The 21,504-nt window shown below is 64.1% G+C and carries 15 protein-coding genes; 3 read left to right on the top strand and 12 right to left on the bottom strand.

Annotated elements, in window-relative coordinates; genetic code table 11:
• Positions 1–115 precede the first annotated feature (115 nt).
• A complete protein-coding gene (locus ACZYZ3_RS12465; RefSeq protein ID WP_463964133.1) occupies positions 116–1,789 on the bottom strand; it encodes a thiamine pyrophosphate-binding protein in 1,674 nt (557 codons plus the stop codon).
• A gap of 119 nt (positions 1,790–1,908) precedes the next feature.
• On the bottom strand, positions 1,909–2,412 hold the full coding sequence (locus ACZYZ3_RS12460) for an Lrp/AsnC family transcriptional regulator (protein WP_463964132.1): 504 nt from the start codon (positions 2,410–2,412) through the stop codon (positions 1,909–1,911).
• Positions 2,413–2,505: 93 nt separating this feature from the next.
• Here ACZYZ3_RS12460 and hisC point away from each other — a divergent pair, with 93 nt between their 5' ends.
• Positions 2,506–3,603 (top strand): histidinol-phosphate transaminase, encoded by a 1,098-nt coding sequence (hisC, locus tag ACZYZ3_RS12455; RefSeq protein ID WP_463964131.1) that lies wholly within the window; start codon positions 2,506–2,508, stop codon positions 3,601–3,603.
• Positions 3,604–3,650: 47 nt separating this feature from the next.
• Positions 3,651–5,063: an amino acid permease gene (locus tag ACZYZ3_RS12450; protein ID WP_463964130.1), complete on the top strand. Its 1,413-nt coding sequence runs from the start codon at positions 3,651–3,653 to the stop codon at positions 5,061–5,063.
• 239 nt (positions 5,064–5,302) lie between these two features.
• Here ACZYZ3_RS12450 and ACZYZ3_RS12445 read toward each other — a convergent pair whose 3' ends face one another.
• On the bottom strand, positions 5,303–5,950 hold the full coding sequence (locus ACZYZ3_RS12445) for a hypothetical protein (protein ID WP_463964129.1): 648 nt from the start codon (positions 5,948–5,950) through the stop codon (positions 5,303–5,305).
• Positions 5,951–6,323: 373 nt separating this feature from the next.
• Here ACZYZ3_RS12445 and ACZYZ3_RS12440 point away from each other — a divergent pair, with 373 nt between their 5' ends.
• Positions 6,324–6,587, top strand: coding sequence for a hypothetical protein (locus ACZYZ3_RS12440; protein WP_364747780.1), 264 nt, complete (start codon positions 6,324–6,326; stop codon positions 6,585–6,587).
• A 3-nt stretch (positions 6,588–6,590) separates the two neighbouring features.
• Here ACZYZ3_RS12440 and ACZYZ3_RS12435 read toward each other — a convergent pair whose 3' ends face one another.
• From ACZYZ3_RS12435 to ACZYZ3_RS12395, 9 genes are all read right to left on the bottom strand, one after another.
• Entirely contained in the window at positions 6,591–9,746 is a 3,156-nt protein-coding gene (locus ACZYZ3_RS12435; protein WP_463964128.1) for a UvrD-helicase domain-containing protein, read from the bottom strand.
• Positions 9,743–12,319, bottom strand: a complete 2,577-nt coding sequence (locus ACZYZ3_RS12430) for a PD-(D/E)XK nuclease family protein (RefSeq protein WP_463964127.1) — start codon at positions 12,317–12,319, stop codon at positions 9,743–9,745. The genes ACZYZ3_RS12435 and ACZYZ3_RS12430 overlap by 4 nt, the downstream gene beginning before the upstream one ends.
• Positions 12,320–12,514: 195 nt before the next feature.
• Positions 12,515–13,066, bottom strand: a complete 552-nt coding sequence (locus ACZYZ3_RS12425) for a hypothetical protein (protein WP_463964126.1) — start codon at positions 13,064–13,066, stop codon at positions 12,515–12,517.
• 2 nt (positions 13,067–13,068) lie between these two features.
• Positions 13,069–13,638: a hypothetical protein gene (locus ACZYZ3_RS12420; RefSeq protein WP_463964125.1), complete on the bottom strand. Its 570-nt coding sequence runs from the start codon at positions 13,636–13,638 to the stop codon at positions 13,069–13,071.
• Positions 13,635–14,300 (bottom strand): DUF6308 family protein, encoded by a 666-nt coding sequence (locus ACZYZ3_RS12415; protein ID WP_463964124.1) that lies wholly within the window; start codon positions 14,298–14,300, stop codon positions 13,635–13,637. Before ACZYZ3_RS12415 ends, ACZYZ3_RS12420 begins: the two co-directional genes overlap by 4 nt.
• A gap of 186 nt (positions 14,301–14,486) precedes the next feature.
• On the bottom strand, positions 14,487–16,166 hold the full coding sequence (locus tag ACZYZ3_RS12410; RefSeq protein ID WP_463964123.1) for a nuclease-related domain-containing DEAD/DEAH box helicase: 1,680 nt from the start codon (positions 16,164–16,166) through the stop codon (positions 14,487–14,489).
• Positions 16,167–16,192: 26 nt separating this feature from the next.
• Positions 16,193–17,710 (bottom strand): TY-Chap domain-containing protein, encoded by a 1,518-nt coding sequence (locus ACZYZ3_RS12405; protein ID WP_463964122.1) that lies wholly within the window; start codon positions 17,708–17,710, stop codon positions 16,193–16,195.
• A 2-nt stretch (positions 17,711–17,712) separates the two neighbouring features.
• On the bottom strand, positions 17,713–18,786 hold the full coding sequence (locus ACZYZ3_RS12400) for a hypothetical protein (protein WP_463964121.1): 1,074 nt from the start codon (positions 18,784–18,786) through the stop codon (positions 17,713–17,715).
• A gap of 164 nt (positions 18,787–18,950) precedes the next feature.
• Complete coding sequence (locus ACZYZ3_RS12395) at positions 18,951–21,482, bottom strand: sigma-70 family RNA polymerase sigma factor (protein ID WP_463964120.1); 2,532 nt, start codon at positions 21,480–21,482, stop codon at positions 18,951–18,953.
• Between the last annotated feature and the right edge of the window lie 22 nt (positions 21,483–21,504).

Below are 21,504 nucleotides of genomic sequence, written 5' to 3'. Positions count from 1 at the left end.
AACCCAGGCATGAAACCTCCGGGGCCGCCGCCGAGGTGTCTGAGGTGACTGCAGACTCCTGCCGGGAAACGGACCCGCCCGGCGTGCCTGATTCCTTCCCGGCCTGCCGGGCTGACTAGCTAGCCACCGCCGCCTTCGCCGCCCGCGAGGCCTCCATCCACTCGCTCAGCCACGGGGCCCGAACGCTGGAGGTGATGCGACAGTCGGCCACGAAGGTTCCCTTCGCGCCGGCATCGATCCAGTCCTGCAACGCGGAAAGGTCGGACAAGGAGCGGATGATCGCGGACTCGGCACCCAAAGCGCGGGCGACGCCGCTGAAGTCCACCTCGGGGATCAGCATGGGCTTTTCGGTCAGGCCCTGGGAGCCGTACTGGTGGATTTCGGCGCCGTAGGCGGCGTCGTTGTAGATCACGACGACGGCGCTGGTTGCCGCGCCGATGAGCGATTCGAGGTCGGACAGGCCCATCAGGAAACCGCCGTCGCCGGAGGCCAGCACCAGGGTGCGGCCTTCCTCCACGGCGCGGGCTGCCCCGACGGCGCTGGCGAGGCCCAGCCCGATGGTCTGGTAGGCGGTCCCCACCATCACCAGGTCCTGGGGCCGGGGGATGTTCCAGTACATCGGTGCCCAGCCGAGGAAGTGCCCGCCGTCCTGGACCACCGTGCGCCGTTCCGGCAGCACGGCGTCCAACGCGGTGGCCAGGGAACGCGGGTCCAGCCGGCCGTCCGCGGTCTCCTCGGAGCCCGGGTGGTGGGCCGGTCCTTCGGCCAGCCGCTTGCGGGCTTCCGCGCGCCACGCTCCGCCGCGGCCGGCGTCCGGCGAGGCCGCGCCCTCCAGCATCCGCAGGAGGTGTCCGGCCGCAGACTTCGCGTCCGCGCTGACGAACGTATCCACCCGCGGGTGCGTCGGCTGCAGGGCGGTGTCGATCTGGATGACGGTGCTGTCCGGGCCGAGCAGGTGCCCGAACCGCATGGTGAAGGCACTCAGGCTTGCCCCGGCCACGAGGACCACATCGGCCTCACCCATGAGCCCGGCTGCGGTGTCAGTGCCGAAGCCGCCCGCCACGCCGAGGTACCCCTCGCCTTCGAGGAGGTTGAGCGCCAAGGCGGTTCCGGCGGTCACGGCGCCGAGGCGGTCGGCGAGCTCCCGCAGCTCCGGGCTGGCTCCGGCGAGGTGCGCGCCGCGGCCAGCGAGGATCAGCGGCCGCTTCGCCCCGGCGAGCAGGCGGGCTACCTGCCCAAGGCCGCCGTCGACGTCGTCCGTCACCATTCGTGCCGGTGCCGCCGGAAGTTCCTCGTCCGCAGCCTCGAGGGCCGCGAGGTCATAGGGGATGGCAATCACGACGGCGGTGCGCTTGGTGAGTGCGTACTCCACCGCCTGCCGGGTGATGGAACCCGCGGCGTCGCGGGTGACGGTGAACGTGGCGGCGCCGAGGCCTGCGGCGATGGCCGCCTGGTCCACGTCCCAGGGCCGGGCGCCGGTGGTGGGGGCGTCCCCGGTAACCAGCACGACGGGGATCTGCGCCTGGACCGCCTCGGCGAGGGCGGTCAGTGCATTGGTGTAGCCGGGGCCGTAGGTGGTGGTGCCCGCGGCGAGACGTCCCGACGTCCGGTAGTAGGCGTCGGCCGCGGCGATGGCGGCGCCTTCATGGCGGACGGCGGAGAAGCGGAGGCCCAGCTTTTCCGCGGCGTCCAGGAAGTAGACGTTTCCGTTGCCCATGACGCCGAAGACATCGCTGAGATAGCTGCTGAGAATCTGCGCCACACGGCCGGACACGGTGAGAGTAGTCATGCAGGAATCTTGTGCGCTGGTCCCCAAATAGGCAAGGGAGTCACGTCTGGCTAGGAGATTTGGCAAGCACAAGAGGCTTAACTGAAAATATGACCAATTGTGGCCCGCGTCACCCGCACTTAGCCGGCAGTGTGCGGCTCCTGCTCGGAGAGCCGGCTCAGCAGGCCGTCGTAGCGGGGCGGCATGAGCTCCAGTACGGAGATGGCCGTGCTGGTCCGTTGAATCCCCTCGATTTCCAGGATCTGGTTGGTGATGCGATAGAGATCCGCCGTGCCGCGTGCCACCACCTTGGCCATGAGGTCCGCGTCGCCGGTAGTGGCGTGCACCTCGATGACCTCCGGGATCGCGGCGAGCCCGTCCTCCACCGCACCTGTCCGGGTCTGGCTGATGGACAGGGAGAGGAAAGCCATCAGCTCATAGCCGAGTGCGGCGGGATCCAGCCGCCGGCTGAAGGAGCGGAGGGCGCCGCTGCGCTCGAGCCGTGCCAGCCGGGCGTGGACCGTGTTCCGTGCGACGCCGAGTGTCCGGGAGAGTGCCAGGGCGCTGGCCTCCGGATCCTTATCCAGGGCCAGGATGATCCTGCCATCGAGTGAATCCAGGGTGCGGGGGTGCAGGATGGTCATATTTTCACCAGAGACAGTAGAAGTTGAGCAGAAGTCCCAATGGGTTGAGCGTACCTTGCATTGTGGGCGGAGTCACAACCATGATCAGTCCTCATGACCCGTGATCAGCTCCTCACCGCACCGGACGCCGCACTCCCCGCCCTTCGTGGCGCTGTGTCCGGCCTCCCGCCGTATGTCCCGGGCCGGCGCAGCGCCGGCATGGACGTTGCTGCCCTTGCCAGCAACGAAAGCCACTACGAGCCGCTGCCCGCTGCCGCCGCCGCGGTGGCCGCAGCGGCCGGTACCATGAACCGCTACCCCGACAGTGCCGCCGTCGAACTCCGTGAACGGATCGCCAGCCACTTCGGCGTCACCGCCGGAGAGGTCGCGGTGGGACCCGGCAGCGTGGGCGTCCTCCAGCAGATCATCACCGGCCTGTGCGATGCCGGGGATGAAGTGATCTTCGCGTGGCGCTCCTTCGAGGCGTACCCCATCCTGGTGGAGCTGGCCGGCGCCCGGCCGGTCCGCGTTCCGCTGGACATCTTTGAAGGCCACGATCTTGATGCCATGGCTGCGGCCGTGACCGCCCGCACGAAGGTGATCCTGCTCTGCACCCCCAACAACCCGACCGGCGTGCCGATCAGCCACGAACGCATCGAGGCCTTCCTGCACTCTGTCCGTTCCGACATTCTCGTGGTGATCGACGAGGCGTACGTGGAATACGCCGAAGCGGGCAGAGGCCCCGATTCCCTGGCGCTCTACCGCCAGTACCCCAACGTCTGCATCCTCCGCACCTTCTCAAAGGCCTACGGCCTCGCCGGCCTGCGCGTGGGCTACGCCGTGGCGGCGCCGGCCATCGCTGAGGGACTGCGCCGGACCGCCCTTCCCTTCGCCGTGAGCGCGCTGGCCCAGAAGGCCGCCGTCGCGTCGCTGGACGCCGGAGCGGAGATGGAAACCCGGGTGGCCGCGGTCACGCAGGAGCGCGCCCGGATGGCCGCGCAGCTCGAAGCCCAAGGCTGGAAGCTGCCGCCGAGCCAGGGCAACTTCCTGTGGATCCGTGCGGATGAGAGCCTCCAGGCAAGGCTCGTGGATGCGTTTGACCGCGCGGGCATCATGGTCCGGGCCTACCAATGTGACGGGGTGCGGATCACCGTTGCCGGCCCCGCCGCCAACAACCGCGTGCTCCGGGTTTTGGAAGCCCACGCAGCTTAGGAACTTTCTGACCCTTATCAATCCGTTCCACAACCAGAGGACTCCCCATGGAACAACAGACAAAGACGTCTGGCCGCCCGCTCGGCACCACACTCAAACCCCGCCAGCTCACGATGATGGGCCTGGGAAGCGCCATCGGTGCGGGCCTGTTCATCGGCTCCGGGGCCGGCATCCAGGCCGCCGGCCCGGCCGTGCTGATCTCCTACCTCGTGGCCGGCACCCTCATCATCCTGGTGATGTGGGCCCTCGGCGAGATGGCCGCCGCCAACCCGGACAGCGGAGCCTTCTCCGTCTATACCGCCAAGGCCTACGGGCCGGTGGCCGGTGCCACGGTGGGCTGGCTCTGGTGGCTGCAGCTCGTGGTGGTCATCGCCGCCGAAGCGCTCGGCGCGGCAGGCCTGCTGGCCACCATCTTCCCGGCCCTGCCGGTGTGGCTGATGGCCTTAGTGTTCATCGTGCTGCTCACCGCCGTGAACCTCACCAGTGTGAAGAACTTCGGCGAGTTCGAGTTCTGGTTCGCCCTGCTCAAGGTGGCAGCAATCGTCGGGTTCCTCCTGGTGGGCGCAGCCCTGCTCTTCGGCTGGCTGCCGGGAGTGCAGTCGCCGGGCCTGTCCAACTTCACCGGTGCCGGCTTCGCACCCAGCGGTTTCGCCGGGATTGCCACGGCACTGTTCGTGGTGGCCTTCGCGTTCGGCGGCACCGAGATTGTCTCCGTGGCGGCAGCTGAGACCGCCGAGCCGGCCCGCAGCGTGAAGAAAGCGGTCCGCACGGTGCTGTGGCGCATCCTGGTTTTCTACATCGGTTCCATCTTCATTATTGCGGCCGTGGTTCCCGTGGGTTCGGCGGGGCTGAAGAGCCCGTTCGCGGCGGTACTGGACGCCGCCGGCATGCCCGGCGCAGCCACCGCCATCACCCTGGTGGCCGTGGTGGCACTGCTCTCCGCACTCAACGCCAACCTCTACGGCGCCTCCCGGATGGCGTTCTCCCTCGCCGAGCGGGGCGATGCGCCGCGCCTGCTCGCCTCGGTGTCCAAGGCACGGGTCCCGGTTATCGCAGTCCTGGCCAGCGTCGCCTTCGGCGTTGTTACGGTCGGGCTGGAGCTGGCGTTCCCCGATCAGGTCCTTCCCGTCCTGCTCAACATTGTGGGCTCGACCTGCCTGCTGGTGTGGACGTCCGCGCTCCTGGCCCAGCTCGCGCTGCGGCTCCGCGCCGACCGCGAGGGGACGGAGCTTCCCCTGCGGATGCCCGGCTTCCCGTGGCTGACGGGCTTTGGCCTGCTCATCCTCGCGGCGATCTTCACGGTGGGCTTCATCGGCGAGGACTCACGCCCCCAGCTGCTGAGCACTTTCTCGCTTGTGGCGCTGCTGGCGGTGGCGAACTGGCTGCACCAGCGGAACGGAAAGGTTCCGCCGGTTGTGGAATCTGCGGAGCGTGCCAAGGAGCCCGCGCTGATCGACTGACAGTGGATGCGGACCCGCCCAGAGGGTCCGGTGCACGCGGAGGGCGCGTCCGGTCTGACCGGGCGCGCCCTCGGGCATTGTTTTGCCGAGCTGTCCGTGCCGAGCGTGAAATCGATCGGTGGCGGGTTGCGTCCGTTCACGCCGAGCACCTGGAGCTCAGCTGTCCTCGAAGAGGCCGCCGGTGGCGTGGACGGGAGTCACCTCGGGATCATGCGGGGAAGACGGATCGCTGTGGGCATCTACCCTGCGAACTCAAAGTCGAGGGTGATATCGGGAGCGACGCTTGCGATGATTCCGGAGTAGAACGCCTTGGCCTGCTCCATCAGCGCTGCTTCGTTTTGGGTGATGTACTTCTGCTTGTTCTCGTCACTGAGAACGTTGTTCATCATGCGAGTTTGAACGGCTGACGGTGTCAGCCAGCTAAGCGCGTCGCTGCTCTCGAGGTGGTCCTCGAACTTGGGATTGTCGAAGCCGATGCCGATGAATCTGGGGATGGTCACCCGAAACGAATCTGGGCCGGTGGGCTCAACCTTCACCTGTGTTCCATCGATGCCTAGTTTGGCGTCGAACTTGTATTGGATCAGCGTCGTTTTCTTGCTCTCGGGTACTGCGACGCCGAATATCTCGCCATTGCTTTCGTTCCTCGCGACACCCTCGATGTGAAGGCTAAGCAAGGCGACTTCCTGCACGCGCGTGACGGCCTGAACCACCTGCGAATCGCGTTCGTTCGAACTGCTGGAGAACAGCGAACTGAGACCCAGAGCATTGAGTCCACCGAATGCGAAAACGGCGCCCGTTCCTACGACAAGCAGTACATTGAGCAGCAGGACAGGCCAAAGCAGAACACGCGTTTTGAAAAAGTTCACGACTGCCTTGAAAAAGTTCATGACGGGTAAGTCTCCAGTTTGGTGCGACGTCGAAACGCCCCCGGAATTCAGCGATTTGGAACCACCACAATCAGAGCGTTGCGCCAAGTCCCCTCGAACCATATACGCAACTAGGAGACTGGCCGATTATGGCGCGCCCTACCGATCCTGGATATGCGGCCACGAGCCGATGCGCACCAAACTGCAGGACAGGCGATGTCCACCGAAACGCAACTCTTACGGTCTCCCGCTTAAGATCGTTCCGTAGAGCCTGGCTCTCGCACGGGTAGGCGACATCTCGCGCCGAAGTTACAAAAAATTCTTGGCACCTAAGAAACTCTTTGTAAATCCCAGAATGCCACGGGATGTCAGAGCGGCGGACTACGGTGCTGCCATGGCTAACGATGAAACAATCCCCGAACCGAAATCGAAGACGAAGCGCGTCGTCTCGCGGAAGTGCCCTGTTTGCGGCAGCGAGGCCTGGCGTATTGGCTACGGAATGATCATGCCGTCTGCCCGCGAAGAGATGCCCAAGACTGAGTTCGCGGGCTGCATGATCGTGCAAGAAGAGCGCATCTACCCCGCGACCGGGAAGGTCGAAATCGGCATACCCAAATGGGCGTGCCAGAACCCGGAGTGCCGCCACCGCTGGTGGTAAGGCTCAGTTGATCCGGAACATCTTCCCCAACGCGGGCATGTGGATCAGGGTCGCGACGACGGGCCGCCCGGTAATCGACTCAATCGCCTCGGCGTAGCCGCGCATCTGCCCCACGTACTTGTCCTTGATGTGACCGACCGGGTCCGTGCCCGGATAGGACTTATGGTCCACCAGCACGTATCCGGCAGGTGTCTCCAGCAGAAGGTCAATCCAGCCTTCCATCAGCTGGTTGTCTGCGTTCCGCCAGGCCACGGACTGTTCGGTGATCACTGTGGCGCCCGGGTACTGCTCGGCGAAAAAGGCGAGCATCCGGTCGCCCGCCTCCACCACTACGGCGGCGTCGACGGCGGACGCGGCACCCCAGAGGTCCAGCAACCGTTGCGCCGCCAGGAGCCTGACCCCGCTGTCCATCTCGACAAGCGGCAGGGCGAAGTAACCATGGATCGCGGAGCCCACGTGATCCCAATTGGCGGCGCCGTGCGGGATCAGCTGCGCCCCTAGGACTGCGGCCTCCGTGACATCGGCGACGAAGCCAAAACTCTGCATCGAACTCGCTGTCACCCGGGCAGGCTTGTGGGCCACCGGGCCGGACACGGCCAGACCGTCGGCGAATTCCCGGGCGGCGCTCTTCCCGTCCGTTGCGGGCGCATCGGCAGCCTCGTAGCTGAAGGCTTCTACGGACAGACGGCGTTCGTTGTCGCCGGGCCGGCCTTGGACGACTAACTTCCCGTCGTTGCCGTCATCCGCGGTCCATTCCACGATCGGCCCTGGCGCGAGGGTGTTCAGTGAGGCCGGGGCCGGCTTGGCGGCCGCCAGGCACGTCACACTGATGGCGCGGGTCAGACCCACGTAAAGCACCCGCGCCGAGTCCGCCTGTCGCCGCGCCAGCACACGCTGGGCGACGGCCGACTCGTCCGCCGCTGCGGAGAGCGGTTTGAAGCCCTTGCCGCCAAACGGCCAGGGCCAGAAGCGGACCCACCGGCCGGCGAGGGGGTTCCGGACGTCGATCTCGGCGACGCCTTCGACCGCTACACCCCACGGCGCTGCTGCAACAGCGGTGTCCAGGCTGGCCAGAACCACGGCCGGCCATTCCAGCCCCTTGGCCTTGTGATAGGTCAGGACGTTGACGACGTCGTCGCCGAAGTTCTCACTGCCGGCGCTGTCGGCGTCGGCAAGGAACTTGAGCGAGCCGCTCAGCGTGACCGGTTTGGAAAGCGCAGCACACGATTCGTAGTAGCGCTCCAGGAGGGCGCGGAACGCATCGAGATTCTTCAGCCGCGTTCCGGGGTTGCTCCACGATTTGATGAGGCGGGCAACGCCGAGCCGGGCCGTGACCTCCTCCATGATTTCCGTGGGAGTGCAGAGCTTGGCCAGGCCGCGCAGTTCGAGCAGCCCGGCCACCAAGGGGTCTACGGCCCAGCGCTTAAGTTCTAACTGGGGCTCGGCGGCGTCGAACAAGGCGGGCACCCAGCGGCCGAATGCGGTGTGATCGGGGTGAAGATGGGCCAGCTCGGCCAACGCCACCGTGTCGTCGTCGGAGGCCACGAAGGCCATCCCGGCGCGTACCAGCTGGACTTCCCGTGCGTCGAACAGTGAGGAGGTGTTCGTTGTCGCCTTGAGCCCGAGCGCGGTCAGTTCCGCGGCGATAGCCTCCACTGCAGCGTTGGACCGGGCAAGGACAGCGACGTCGGACGGCTTGAATCCGCGCCGCTGGATCAGGTCAACGACGCCGGCGGCGATGGCACGGCGCTGTTCCGGAACCGTTTTCGCCGCCAGGGTCCATGCCTCCCGGGAACCGCCCAGGGCGCTCTTGGCATGGGCGGCCTCCAGGCGGGCCTCCGGGGGCGCCAGCTTCACCTCTTCCTCGCCCAGCTCCGGGAACATGGCGAGGCTGATCGCGTTGGAGAGGTCGATGACCGCTTCCTTGGACCGCCAGGACTCTGTCAGCTGGGTCTTGTGCTCGATGTGGGCGGCGACGGCTTTCATCAGCTCCGGGTCCGTGCCGCGGAATTCGTAGATGGCCTGCTTGGCGTCTCCGACCCAGACAACCTTGTCCACCAGTTCGGCGAACTTGATGAACAGCTGGAGCTGCAGCGGGCTCGTGTCCTGGAACTCGTCCACCACCATGAACTTGATCCGTCCTCTGATGGAGGCCCGGAATTCCGGGTTGTTCTCCAGCAGGTCCAGGACCAGGGTTTCCTGGTCGGCGAAGTCGATGAGCCCGTATTCCCGCTTGAATTCTGCGAACCTCACCAGGCAGGAAGCGGCGCAGGCGAACACGAGTTCGGTGAATTCCCTTAGCTCGGTCTGGAAGGCCGGGTTGGCCACCAGATCCATGTTGACCGCCGAAATGTAGCTTTCCAGCTGCCGTTTGGCCCCCGCGTTGGAGACCCCGGCCGCATCGATCCAGAAGCGCCACGGAGCGTCCTCCGGGGAGGCGTGGGACAGGACAGGCTCCAGAAGGGCGATCGACGCGATCAGGTTCTTGGGCGGCGTCTTGCCGCCGTCGATGCTGTCAGCGGCCATCCCGCGCAAGCTCATCAGGCCCTGAAGGAGCTGATTGGACCAGGACGCTCGGTCGTCAAGACCCACCGGGCCGAGGACCTGATGCAGTCCCTGCCAAGACAAGGAAGCGGAGTGCGCCAGATCCGCGGGGTTAATGGTGTTGCCGCGGGCGGCATCTGTGATGTCGCGGACGATCTTGCGCCAGTCGGGGTCGCTGCCCCGGATGTCCGATTCGCCGTCGTACCCAAGGCGCCGCGCCAGCGGCTGGATTCTCGGCGTGAACTCCGCGAACACATCGTCGGTGGCCAGCTGGAAGATCCGGAGTTGTTCGTCTTCGGCGATGACCTGCAGTGCGGGCGAGAGCCCGGCGTCGACCGCGTATTCCTGCAGCAGGCGGCTGCACACGCTGTTGACGGTGCCCACCATGCTGACGGACATCTGCCGGGCGGCATCGGGACGTTCCTGGCCGAAGAGTTCGGCCTGCACCCGGTCAATGAGTTCCGCGGCGGCCTTCTTCGTGAAGGTGGTGGCCAGGATCTGGCTGGGCCGGGTGCCGGCGTTGATGGCACGGGCGATTTCGCCCATCAGGCTGAACGTCTTACCGGTCCCGGCGCTTGCCGTGATCATCGTGACGTTGCTCAGTGCGTGGTTCATGACAGGTCCCCCTTGAGGCCGCAGAGTGCGGAGAAGTCGCAGAAGTTGCAGGGCGGCTTCTGGTACAGCCTGCCGTCCGCCGTCGCCGTCTCCCGTTGCTCGTCGGACGATCCGAGCTCCTGCCGCCCTGCCGCCAGGACGCGTCCGCCAACGACTTCCGAGATGGAGAATTCGGCGGCTCGCACGGACCGTTGCCAGGTGCTCCGGCTGGAAGACGGGCTGGCCAGCGCGGGTCCGAAGAGTGTGCTGGTTGAGGCAAACTCGCCTTGTTTGAGCATGTAGTAGGACATCGCGGCATCCTCGGCAACGGTGGACATGGGGTTCGGACCGTCGTCCAGAGCCCAGTGGTACAGGGCGAGCTGCAGCGCGTTCCCCTCGGCGATCTCTTCCCGCCGGTACTTCGAGCGGTTGGTCCATTTGAGGTCGATCACTACGGGCTCAGCCTGTTGGTCAGCGGCCAGGACATCGATGTAGCCGGAAACCTGCACTTCGGTCTGGGCTCCGTTGACGTTGAAAGAGGCGGGCTTGTCGAACTTGTGCTCGGTGGCGCGGATGTAGACGCCTTGGGTCTGCAGGGTCTGGAACAGTTTGATGACGGAGTGCTCGACGATGGGCCGGAGGCCGGCGAGTTTACTACCCCTGCCCGGCAACAGCAGCTCCGAGGCATAGTGCGGCACGAGCTGGTCCAGTTTGGCCTGGACTTCCGCCGGCTCGGGCACCGCCCGGTTTGAGGCGTGGAGCTCGCCGAAAAGTTCCTCGACGACCCTGTGGACGAGGGTGCCGATCATGGTGTTCCCAGTGGGGACGGATTGCGCGGCGCCTACCTTCAGCCGGCCCTTCTTTTCCAGTACCCATTTCAGGGAACAGCCGATCAGGCTGCTGAGCTGCGAGTAGGAGAGCGTTTCGGGCATAAAGGCCGGACGGGGGCCCAGCTCGTGGGAGGCCGGGACAGGCTGGGCGGGGGAGGGCTGCACCGGCGTGAGCGCCGTGGTCCGGCCGGCGAGGTGCCAGACGCCGTCGTGCCCCAGGCCGGCGGGAGTAACGGTGAAGGCCTTGATGGTGTGTTCGACGGCCTTTTTGTTCTCATCCGGGGTTCCGGGCAGGGGGACGGGAAGGACACTGAAAGCGAGTGAGGACAGGACCGGGTGTGCCTTCGTCGGCTCCCCGCTGATTTCGGCGGCGCGCACGAGCAACAGTCGCCGGCAGCGCCTGGCCGCTTCCACTGCTACGGAGAGTTCCAGTTCGGCAAGTGCCGCAGGATCCGGCAGATCCACGCCCATGCTCTGCAGCGCCTGGAGTTCCGCGGTGTCCCAGTGGCGGGCCCGGGCCTGGCCGTCATCCTGGCACCCCCACCAGACCAGGGTGTCGACGTCGTCGCAAAGTTCCGAGAGGCTGCGCAGCGTGACCCAGGGCGCGGCCTCGCCGCCGGATAGGGGACTGCCGCTGGCGGGAATGACGGATTCCAGGATCCGCGCAATGGTTTTGCGGGTGACAGGCTCCGGCCCGTCGATCAGGGCCGTGAATTCGTTGAGCTGGCTGAGCACGGACTCCAGCTGGGGGTAGAGCTGCACGCGGCGGCTGAGCTGGGTGCGCAGCCACAGCGCGCGTTCGACGACGGCGCTGCCGCTGACGATTCCGTCGTCAGGCAGCAGCCCGGTGCTGAGCAGAAGGTCCAGCTCGGATGCCACGTCGGGGCCGAGGGTCTCGTCGCTGCTGATCTTCTGCAGCGCGCCAAGCCATTCCTTTCCGCCTGTGCCCGGCTGGGCGGCGAGGGCGCGCAGCAGATACCGTCCTGCTCCGCGGCGGACGGGGCTGACCGGGAGGTTCAGGAACTCGCCCAGCAGCTGGACGTCCACCGGCGCCCAGATCACGTTGAAGAACAGCGGAATGATCTGGTCCACGGCGCGCCACCGGGAGCGGCTGCTGACGCCGATCCGGGGCAGTCCGCGCTGCTGCAGTTCCTGGTCCAGCAAGGCCGTGCTTGCGGAGGCGACGACGGCGGAGCGGTCCGTGCGGGGGATTGCAGCGGACGCGAGCCACCGGGCCGTGTGCTCGGCCGCTTCCCACTCGGTTTTGGCGACGACGACGGTCACGTCGCCCACCGGCCCGGGATGGGGAGCCGGCTCTATGACGTTGACTCCGTGCCGTTCGAGGGCGCTGATAAGGCGGCCCCAGATCGCGGGGAAGGAGCTGCGGGGGTGCTGGAGTTCAAGCCGGGTGATTCCGAGCGGCCAGTTAGACGTGGCATCGCTCTCGAGTTCGTGGATGAGTTCCAGCGGATAGTCGGCGAATGCCCGGTCGAGGGGAAGCTGGCTCTGTTCCAGGGCAGCGAGGGCACTCAGCTTGGCGCTTGGTTCACCCGGGACCAAGCCGGACCAGCCGTTGACCACGAGCTCGTCGCGCAGGTTCAGCAGGTCGATGGCCGTGGACCAGGTGTCCACGGAGAATGATCCGTGGAACCAGGCCGCCGGGGTATCCTGGTCCGCGAGGCGCGCCATGTACTGGCGGATCCGAGTTGAGTGGCGGGCATCGGGTCCGGTCAGCCCGAGCCGGGTTTGCAGGAGCTGGGTCAACCCCAACGGACCAAGACGGACTACGCCAAGTGCGGAATCGCGGTACGCCCACGGAGCGCGGTCCAGATACAAGCCAAACAAGACGTTCACATCGTCCCCCTGGACGTGTAGGACCGACAGTTCCTAGATCATATGGGCGGGGTCGGACAATGGACGGTGCGACGCGTTGGGCTCACCGAATAGCGGGTCCTCCGGTCAGTCGGTCTCGAGGGTGGCCTGCAGCAACCGGTCAAAGCTGGCGGTGCCGTAGTCGGGCGGCGTAGCGAAGACCGTGACGTGACTCGTGCGGACCGTTTCGTCCACCCGCGCTATCGCTGCTATGCGTTCCGCAGCTGGCCTGTCGCTGATGACACCTAGCTCGAGTCCCGGCACCCCGTTTACCGGCAGAGGAATGCGCCCACCGGAGGAGCACAACGATTCAAAGGTCTTTATGGACAACCCAGCGGTGGCGTCCCCGGTGAGGCCGACGATGGTTTCGTTGACATCTGCAATGAGCTCGTCCGCAAATTTCTGTCGGACCTTGTCCTCCGACAGAATCCACAGGAGTAAGGCGACCAAACCGAGCGTTATGGCCACCGTACCGAATGCTCCAAGCCTGGTGAGGATTGCGAGAACGACGAAGCCCACCAAGAACCGTTTAGCAGTGAAGTTGGCAAGAAGGCTCCTCGCCTTGAAACCACGTTTGCCGTCCCATTGCGCAGAAGTGAAAGTTCTGATCACGCGCTTCTCCATGGGCCATTCGGGCACGGTCATCTCCCTTTCACTTCCATGAGAGCCTCGGCAAGGACTATCGCCCTTCGAGCCTCGTTAAGGTCTGCGCGCAGGCCCGGATCTGCCGAACCGGTGGTCGCGCCCTGGGGGGTCCCCACAAGGTCAGCAAGGGCATTGTTCAGATTTTCACGTTCTCGGGACAGTGTTCTGGACGACGTCAGCTTAAGCCTGCTGCGGTCCAGCTCGAGAAGGGATTTGCTGATTTCTTCCCGGCGGGCCTGAACGGAAGCTCGCTTTTCTCCGATGCGCTGCGTGCGGTTCAGGAACATCCCTTCCATCCGCCGAGATACCTCGTGGAGCTCACTCAGCGCTAGATTTTTGTCCGCTGACTTAACTTCCTTGGCTACTAGCATGCTGACTTTGGTGCTCCGCTCTTCCCACAGCTTGAGTCCAAGGTTGTTTTGCCTGAACAGCACGTCCAGAATCTCAAGCGTTCGCGTCAGCGGTTCGCGGCGAGCGGTCAGATTCCTCGACGCGGCATCGAGCTGCTCGATGAACTGTGCGTAGTTGTCTTTGGGCGCCGCGGGCTCCCGTTTGCTGCCGGTCATGAAGCTAGTTTCTGCTTGCCATACATCCAGAGCACGATATCCATGACACGGAGATCGGAGATGGGATCTGAGAGTCCTGAGACCCTGCGCATCTCCTGGAGCCGCTGGGGGAGGCCTGTGCCATCCGTCAACGCCGAGTGCCACTTCTTCCACTGACCGACGGAGTTCTTGGGCAGTCCCATCAGCGGACCCACGACGGAATCGTAGATCGGGATTAGCTGGGGGCGCTTTCGTGCCATGATCTTACTTGCCTTGGTTTCGCCAATTCCCCATCGTCCGGTTTCCTCGGCTCGAAGGACACACCATAGGCGGTTGCCAGGACTACCTTTGCCCAAATATCGCTCGAATTCAACGGGACTCAGATCAGCCATGTTGACGTTCAGTGGCAACTGCTCAAGATGTTTAGAAATCTCAAGCGCATGCGTTTCGAGCATACCGAAAGCGGCGCGGCCCGGAATCTTCATGGAGAGAAACGACACTGCGACAAGGTCATCGGCCGTCACGCGGTTGGCCACACCCGGCGCGTCCCCACCACCAGCCCAGCTGTCGAATCGACAACCGGTCCGCGGCATTTCGGATGCGAAGAGTTCGGTGTAGTAGGCGCCGAGCAGTTTGGCTGCCTCGTCGACGTGACCATCATCCAGAATGTCCGGAACTGTCATGTTTCCCCCAAATTGTTGTGCTCGGCACCGAGCTGGTGCTGCCGGTGGAACTCTTCATTGAGTCCTGAGACCCTCGGAAGCCTATCCCCAGGTAGGCGAAATTCTTCTGACTGCTAAAAGAAGCATGCACTGCCGCACCGACAATAAAGACGGGCCGCCTAGAGTGCTGCACCCACGCGCTCATTCTCAGCGATCGACGGGCGTCGCCGGCGCCCAAGCCTGGGCGCGCGACAGGGCCATCTTCAGATCCCGGCCGCCGGCCTCCTCCAGCAAATCAGAGTCGCCGACAACCACGAGGAGACTTCGAGCCCGGGACAGGCCAACATAGAGCTGCTCGGCTGCTCGGCTCAGGTCTTTGAAACCGTTGACACACAGGACTATCACGGACCGTTCCAGACCCTTGAAGCCCAGAACGTGACCGTAGAACTCGTTTTCGTTGGCATGGAACTCGCGCCAGTAGTCAGCGGTGGTGCCGCTCTCGAAGAATTCCTTATGTATTGGGTGGCGTTCCTTCGTCGTCAGCATGGCGATCTGGTTGTTTGCCCATCCCTCCTCGATCAGCGCATCAATGCAGTCTCCCGCTACGTCGAGGGCGTCCTCGGTGGCGCATTGGACCCGCCGGACAGGCAGTCCGGTGCTGCCCCGGGGCGTGAAATGATCGCCCGCGAAGGATTTGAAGGTGTCGGCGATCTTCCTCGTGTTGCGCAGGTTCTCATCGATGTGGATCGTCACTAGGTCTTCCAGCGGGCTTGCGCCACCCGTCGAGGGATTGCTCCAACGCCGGTAGACGTCCTGGTGGTCGTCCAGGAAGGCGTAGATCTCGGCGTCGCCCGTGGTGGTGGCCAGCAGCGCTTCCCACCAGAGCGGGGCGAAGTCCTGGGCTTCATCAACGATGATGGCATCCAGCCGCTGATGAGGCTGGAGACTGACCGCGAGATCCTTGAGCAGCTGTGGCAGTTCCTCTTCGAAATAGGCGGGTCCCGTGCCGTCCGGCACCCCAAGGCTCCGGGCGTATTCATGGAATTCACCGGTGAAGGCGGGTTGGGCATGACGCCAAGTCGAAACCCGGTCCTGCAGGTACTGGCTCAGACCCTTGTTGTAGCTAAACAGGCCGACCCGTTTGCCCTGTTTGCAGAGCAGCCGGGCCTTTTCCACGGCCAACCAAGTCTTTCCGCTTCCAGCCCCGCCGGTGAACCGGATCCGGGGGAGAGACCGTGTGGCCTTCAACAGCACCGACTGCCGCTCGGTGAGATGGTCCTGGACGTCTTCCGATTCTTTGGGGTCCAGTGGCTTGGTGCCATCGTGACCCATAGTCCCGTTGAGTACTCGGACGATTCGTTCCATGAACGCCGGCGCCAGCGACGAAGCGCCACCGCCTTCCCGCTCGATGGCGGTCCGGACCAGGTCGGCCGCCGACACGGTGTCTTCCTTGTCGAGAACCAGGGACCGCGGGCAGCCTGCCATCTCCCAGTCACGGGGCACGTCGGTGTAGGGAAGGCTGACCATGTAGGCGAAGCGGCTCGTCAGCGGTGTACCCAGCTGGCGGCCGATCCAGTGCTTGAAGGCGTGGAGCGATCCCTGCGACTGTGCAACGGGGCTCTGTATCTTGTGAACTCCGGACCTGTCGGATTGCAGCCACTGCCCGTTTTCGACAGAGACGCGCCCGCCCTTCACCTCGATGGCGGCCATGCCGACGCCGGGCCACAGGACGAGGATGTCGATTTCGTGTTCTGCCCGTCCGTCGCGCACCTGGACTGAGTGGGCAAGGACGGCGTCGTCCGGGAGGCTGTTTTTCAGCGCATCCCAGACCGCTTTCTCGGCCACCTGGCCATCGCCGAATTCGGGTTCTTCCGGAATGCATTTCATCGGGGCTCCATCAACTCAGATTTTGGCTAGGCAGCGTTACTAAGTGTCTGCACAATACCTTTCAGTGCGTCATCAAGGGTGACGCCACCGTCCGGGCCCGGTCCGTTTGGGAATTCGCCCGTATGCCATCGAAGCTTGCTGGCGTCCTCGCAGTCCCGGCCATATCTAAAGCCTTCGAGTATCTGGTGCCCCGCTTCAATGTGCGGGATACCGTCTTTGTACCAGTTCGGAAAATCGTTATTGGGAGCAGACCAGCCATTCCCGGTCAGGTAGCCGGCATCTATGGACCATTGGTCCGCGGGTAAATACTTCTCGGACACGATTTCGAACCAGACCCCGTCGGCGCTGGGAACTGCCTGGGCATACGGCGTCAGTCCTTCGGTGTCGTCGTCAGCGTACTGAATGCTGAGGAATGAGTTCCACGGCATGTTGGCCAGGAGCTCGCTGATCAGTTCGCCTGATTTCGCCCAGCCTTCCTGGATGTCGTTCCCGGCTCTGATGTGGTTGTCAAGGCCCTCGTACTCATCCTCGACTTCCGACGGCATCACGGCGCCGATCACCGACTCCCAGGCGCCGAAGTGCCTTCTAATGGCGACTACGGACGGGCGATGGCGGCCGGCGGCCATTTCGGCAGTCACCCAACTGTCGTAGGTCGCCACGTCCTTCGGAGAGCCGAAGTAGTGGCCATCGTTTCCATATCCTCTGGCCGCCTCAACGAAATCAGGTGCGCTGAAGCTAAGTGGGTCTGATGCCGGCTGCAGCCCTGCGGAAGCCAACGCGGTGTCCCAGAACCCTTGGCCCAAGTGGCGCCGCACCGTGCGTGCCGGTATCGGCCAAAGGTCTCCGCGACCGGGCAGTTCGTCTCCAAGGTCGGCCGAGATTGCCTCCGCTATCTCGTCGTAGTCTGAGTACGAGATTCCGGCGTCATCGCCGGCGCGGATGGCCTGCGCTGTTGTTTCAATGACCGCCAGGATTTCGGCTGACTGGCCGTAGGGGCCGCCCGGACCCAGGAAGTTCCGGATCTCGGCGACCGATGAGAGCGGCATCATCCCCAGAGCCATTTCATAATCGGGTTGGACTCCGCGGTGGCGGCCCGTCACATAGAGCAAGCTGAGCATTTCGATGGGTGGAACAAACTCCACCTCACCCCTATGTAGTTGGTAGGCACGGTGCGCGAGTTCCTTGAACGTGTGCGTAGTCCGGAGCATTTCCTCGGCAATGTCGACGTCGACGGGTGCTCCGAGCGCGGCGAGAACCTTGGGTATATCCACGAAATCGATACCGGCTCGGTTGAGCTGCTCGAAGCGTTCTCGCTCCTGGTAAAGGGTTGCCAACGTGGCGTTGCATCGATTCCGGAGTGCCCTGGATCGCTGCGCCTCGCCCCGGTCCGCGACTCGACTACCGAGGAGGCGCAGAATCTCCCAGCTGCTCGTGTTCGCGGCTTCCGCGATGCGCCGCAGTGGATCCCCGGCCAGGAAGGATCTGGTCACCTGCCCAATCACGTCGCGCGGGGGAACGTCAGCCTCGGACGATGGTGTGCTCACGCTCAAAACCCCAGTGATTGTTGCGGCGGGTGGATTGCGCGCCGGACGGCGGATGGCAAGCCGACCAGCACGCCCGGCTCGATTGCCTCTTCGAGCACGTCGTCGTCCTCATCCTCATCCTCATCCTCATCCTCATCCTCCTGCGGAAGGATAACCCCCATTGCGGAAGCCCAGCTGCCGTAGTGACGGACGATTTCCACCGCCGAAGGGCGGTCATTCCTCATGGACGCTTCGGAGTAAACCCACCGGTCGTAGATTGCAATGCTCATGGGGTGCTCGAAACCGATGCATTCCTCCGTGAAACCGTCGAGCGCATCGAAAAAGTCGTTGTCGGTAAACCTGGACTCGGAACTTGGCAGGCTCAGGCCGGCCGCCCGCAGTGCATCGTCCCAGAAGCCATGACCGTAACGGCGTAGCAGCACGGATCCCGGCACCGGCCACTGGCCATCGGGGGCAACTCTGGTGTTTCCCAGTCGCGAAGAAACCGTCGCAGCCGTCTTCGCGTAGTCCGCATAGGAGATGGTCTGTACCGCCTTGGCGCGGATGGCGAGCTTGGTGGTTTCCGCGACGGCGGCGAACTCCGCCAGGCGACGCGGCGGAAAGTTGGGCTGCATGAGCGATCGAAGTGCGGCCAACTCCTGGATCGGCATGGTGCCGAGCGCCAGCTGATAGTCCGGTTCGATTCCGTGATGTTTGCCTGCAACGTACAAAAGACTGAGCTGGTCGCCCAAGGTCCGCGAAGGCAGTGCCCTCTCCATCCGATCGGAAGTGACCCCGGGAATGTTGACGAGTTCGACGGCGACTTCGACGTCAATGTCAGTCTCGAGCGCCTTGAGAACCTTCGGCGTATCAGACCATTCGATGCCCTCGTCGTTCAGCCGGTACAGCAGGCCGCGGTTCTCGTACATGACTTCGTTCGTAGCCAGGCTCCGCTGCCGAACACAACGGGCGCGCTCAAGCTCGATGCCCGTGGTTGGTAGCTTGGCCAACAAATCGCAGAGCTCGTCGACAGTGCAACCCAATTTGGCGGCGGTGGCTCGGAGAGGTTCTCCGGCGGCATAAGCGGTTTTTGCCATTTCACTGCGCATTGTTTCCGGCGGACGGAAGCAATGGGTTGTTTCGGCTGCCCGCAAGTTATTTTCCCCCAGGAGTTGTAGTCATGATCACATTCCTACCAGTAGCGCCCGACATTGTTGGGCAGGTGATGATGGTTTCCTCCGCGGCCGCGGAAAGGCATCGCCTAGATACTCTCGGCTGTGTCGGCTCCCATCTCCACGACAGCTTTCTTGTCCTGCGAGTCGTAGCCGTCAAACATGTACTGCCGCAGTACCTGTGATCGTGATGGATGGCAAAGCTTCTTCATCGTCTTGACTTCGATCTGCCGGATTCGCTCACGGGTGACGCCATACACCTGACCGATGGCGTCCAAGGTCTTTTCCTGGCCATCAGCCATGCCGAAGCGCAGGGCAATGATGCCGGCCTCACGTTCCTCCAGTGTGTCCAGAACGGCATGCACCTGCTCTTTCATTTGTTCCTGAAAGAGCGACTCATTCACATCCAGATCAAACGGATCGGCCAGCCGTTCGGCAAAAGCTTCGGTTCCTCCTCGACCGTCGGGCACCTGCAGATCCAGCGAGTAGATCGCCTTGTCCAAGTTCAAGAGGTGGTCGACCTTCTCGATTGAGGTGTCCGTGAGCCGGGCAAGATCTCTATTCGTGCAGGAGGATCCATTCGTTGCAGCAGTTCGTTGCGCCGACTGAAGTACCTGCACCTGCTCGACCACATGCACCGGCAACCGAATGAGCCGTGCTTGATCGGCCAGAGCCCGGGTGATGGCCTGGCGGATCCACCATGTCGCGTAGGTCGAGAACTTGAAGCCCTTGGAGTAATCGAATTTGCAGACGGCCCGGTGCAGCCCCACGTTGCCTTCCTGGATCAGATCCAGAAAGTCGAGCCCCTGGTTGATATAGCGCTTCGCGATCGACACGACCAAACGAAGATTCGCATTCAGCAGCGTCTCGACCGCTCGTTTGCCAAGCAGAACAAGAAACTCCAGTTCCCGGATTTGCCGCCGCGGCCGGGTCGACTCCTTTTCGCCCAGGAGATGCGCCGCAAAGAGCCCGGCCTCGATCTCCTGGGACAGCTCCACCTCCTGCTCAGCGGTCAGCAGTTCGTACCGGCTCAGCCGCCGGAGGTAGTCCGCGACGGCGTCGTCGGTGACGCTCTCGCTGCCGGCAAGCTGTTCAGGCCACTCATCGTCTTCCAAATCGAAACCCACCGGCTCGGCATCGTCCTGGGGTTCTTCAGCGGGCGGCTCGGGCAACACCTGAGGCAGCTCCAGACCGGCAATCGGCTCTACCTCGCCGGACGGCGGACGCTCAGGTTTCGGTTCGGCCACAACCTGGTGGAGAAAGCTCTGCAGCCGGTCCAAGTCTGTTTTGATCTCGAAGAACTCGACGTTGCGGGCGAACGGAAGCACCCGGCCCAGAAACTCTTCGCCCTGGACATTGGGATCTTCGACAGTGTCCTTCGAGTACAGGACAACGAGACGCCCGGCCCGTCCGTCGGCCTTCTTGCGGATGACGCGTCCCAGGCGCTGGACCATCTGGCGCTGGCTGCGATTGGCCGCGACGATGATGCCGAGGTCAGCTTCCGGGACGTCGATGCCTTCATCGAGCAGTCTCGGCGCGGCGAGGATCTGCGACGTGCCGTTGCGGAAGTCCTCCATGCCCTGCCGGCGTTCATCCTTGGCCATCCCGCTGAAGATTGCCGAAGCCTTGGAACCCATTGCCGTGTACAGCTCCTGGGCCCGCCGGGCAGATTCTTGAGTCTGGGTGAACACCAGCGTGCCGCGGGACTGGTCCACGGTCTCCTTGAGCGCGGCCAGGGCGTGGTACTTGGTCCGGGCCTCCGCCAGCAACGTGAGCCGGGACGCCATCGCCCGCATGTATTTCCGGGCAATCGTCGATTCCCGAGTGATGGAATCTGACCCAGCGAGCGAGGCGACTGCCGCGATGAACTGGTGGAACGGGCGTCGGGGGATTCCGGCGTAGGTCTCCAGGTTGCGCGCCGCTTCCAGCATGGTGTTCGAGAGATCGTCGTAGTTGACCCTCTCCGCGGGCGTGAGTTCAACACCGACGAGGGCGATATCGAACGGGGCAATGACATTGTCTTTCAGTGCCCGGTCGTACCAGAGCTTGTAGACGACTCCGCCGAAATATGGCGACAAGACCGTCTCGTGCTCTCCGTCCGACCGCTCGTAGGTGGCGGTCAGCCCGAGCCGCCAGGCGAATCCCTCTTGAAGCGCCCCCGTGAACATGGGGGCGGCGTAGCGGTGGCATTCGTCCGCGATAATCAGCCCGGCCTTGTGGCTCCGCAGCGTCTCGCGATTGGACGCCGAGTGGACAATCGCCACCAGGATGTCCACATGGTCCAGTGAATCTGTGCGGCCATCGCCCAGTGCGCCCCGGCGGACCCGGGGGAGGTCGCGCTGGATCGAGGACAGCCATTGACGCTGGAGCTCCGCGGTGGGGACGAGAATCAATACCTTGATTCCCTGGCGGACAGCTTCAAATGCAGCAGCGATGCCGACGCGTGTCTTGCCTGATCCGGTGACGGCCTCCACGACCCCGCGCCGGGCATTGGAGTGCCAGGCCTTAAGCGCCTCCTGCTGCCACGAGTACAAGAAGGCGTAGTCGTAAGAAGTGGGGACAGAAGCGGCCGCGGCAGGCTCGGAGTCCCCATTCATCACCTCGTGGATCAGGTCAGTCAATTCATCCCCCATTTGGACTGTT

Source organism: Pseudarthrobacter linnaei (assembly GCF_055412825.1).
Note: the sequence above shows the minus strand (reverse complement) of the source record. Positions and strands in the feature narration are given on the sequence as shown.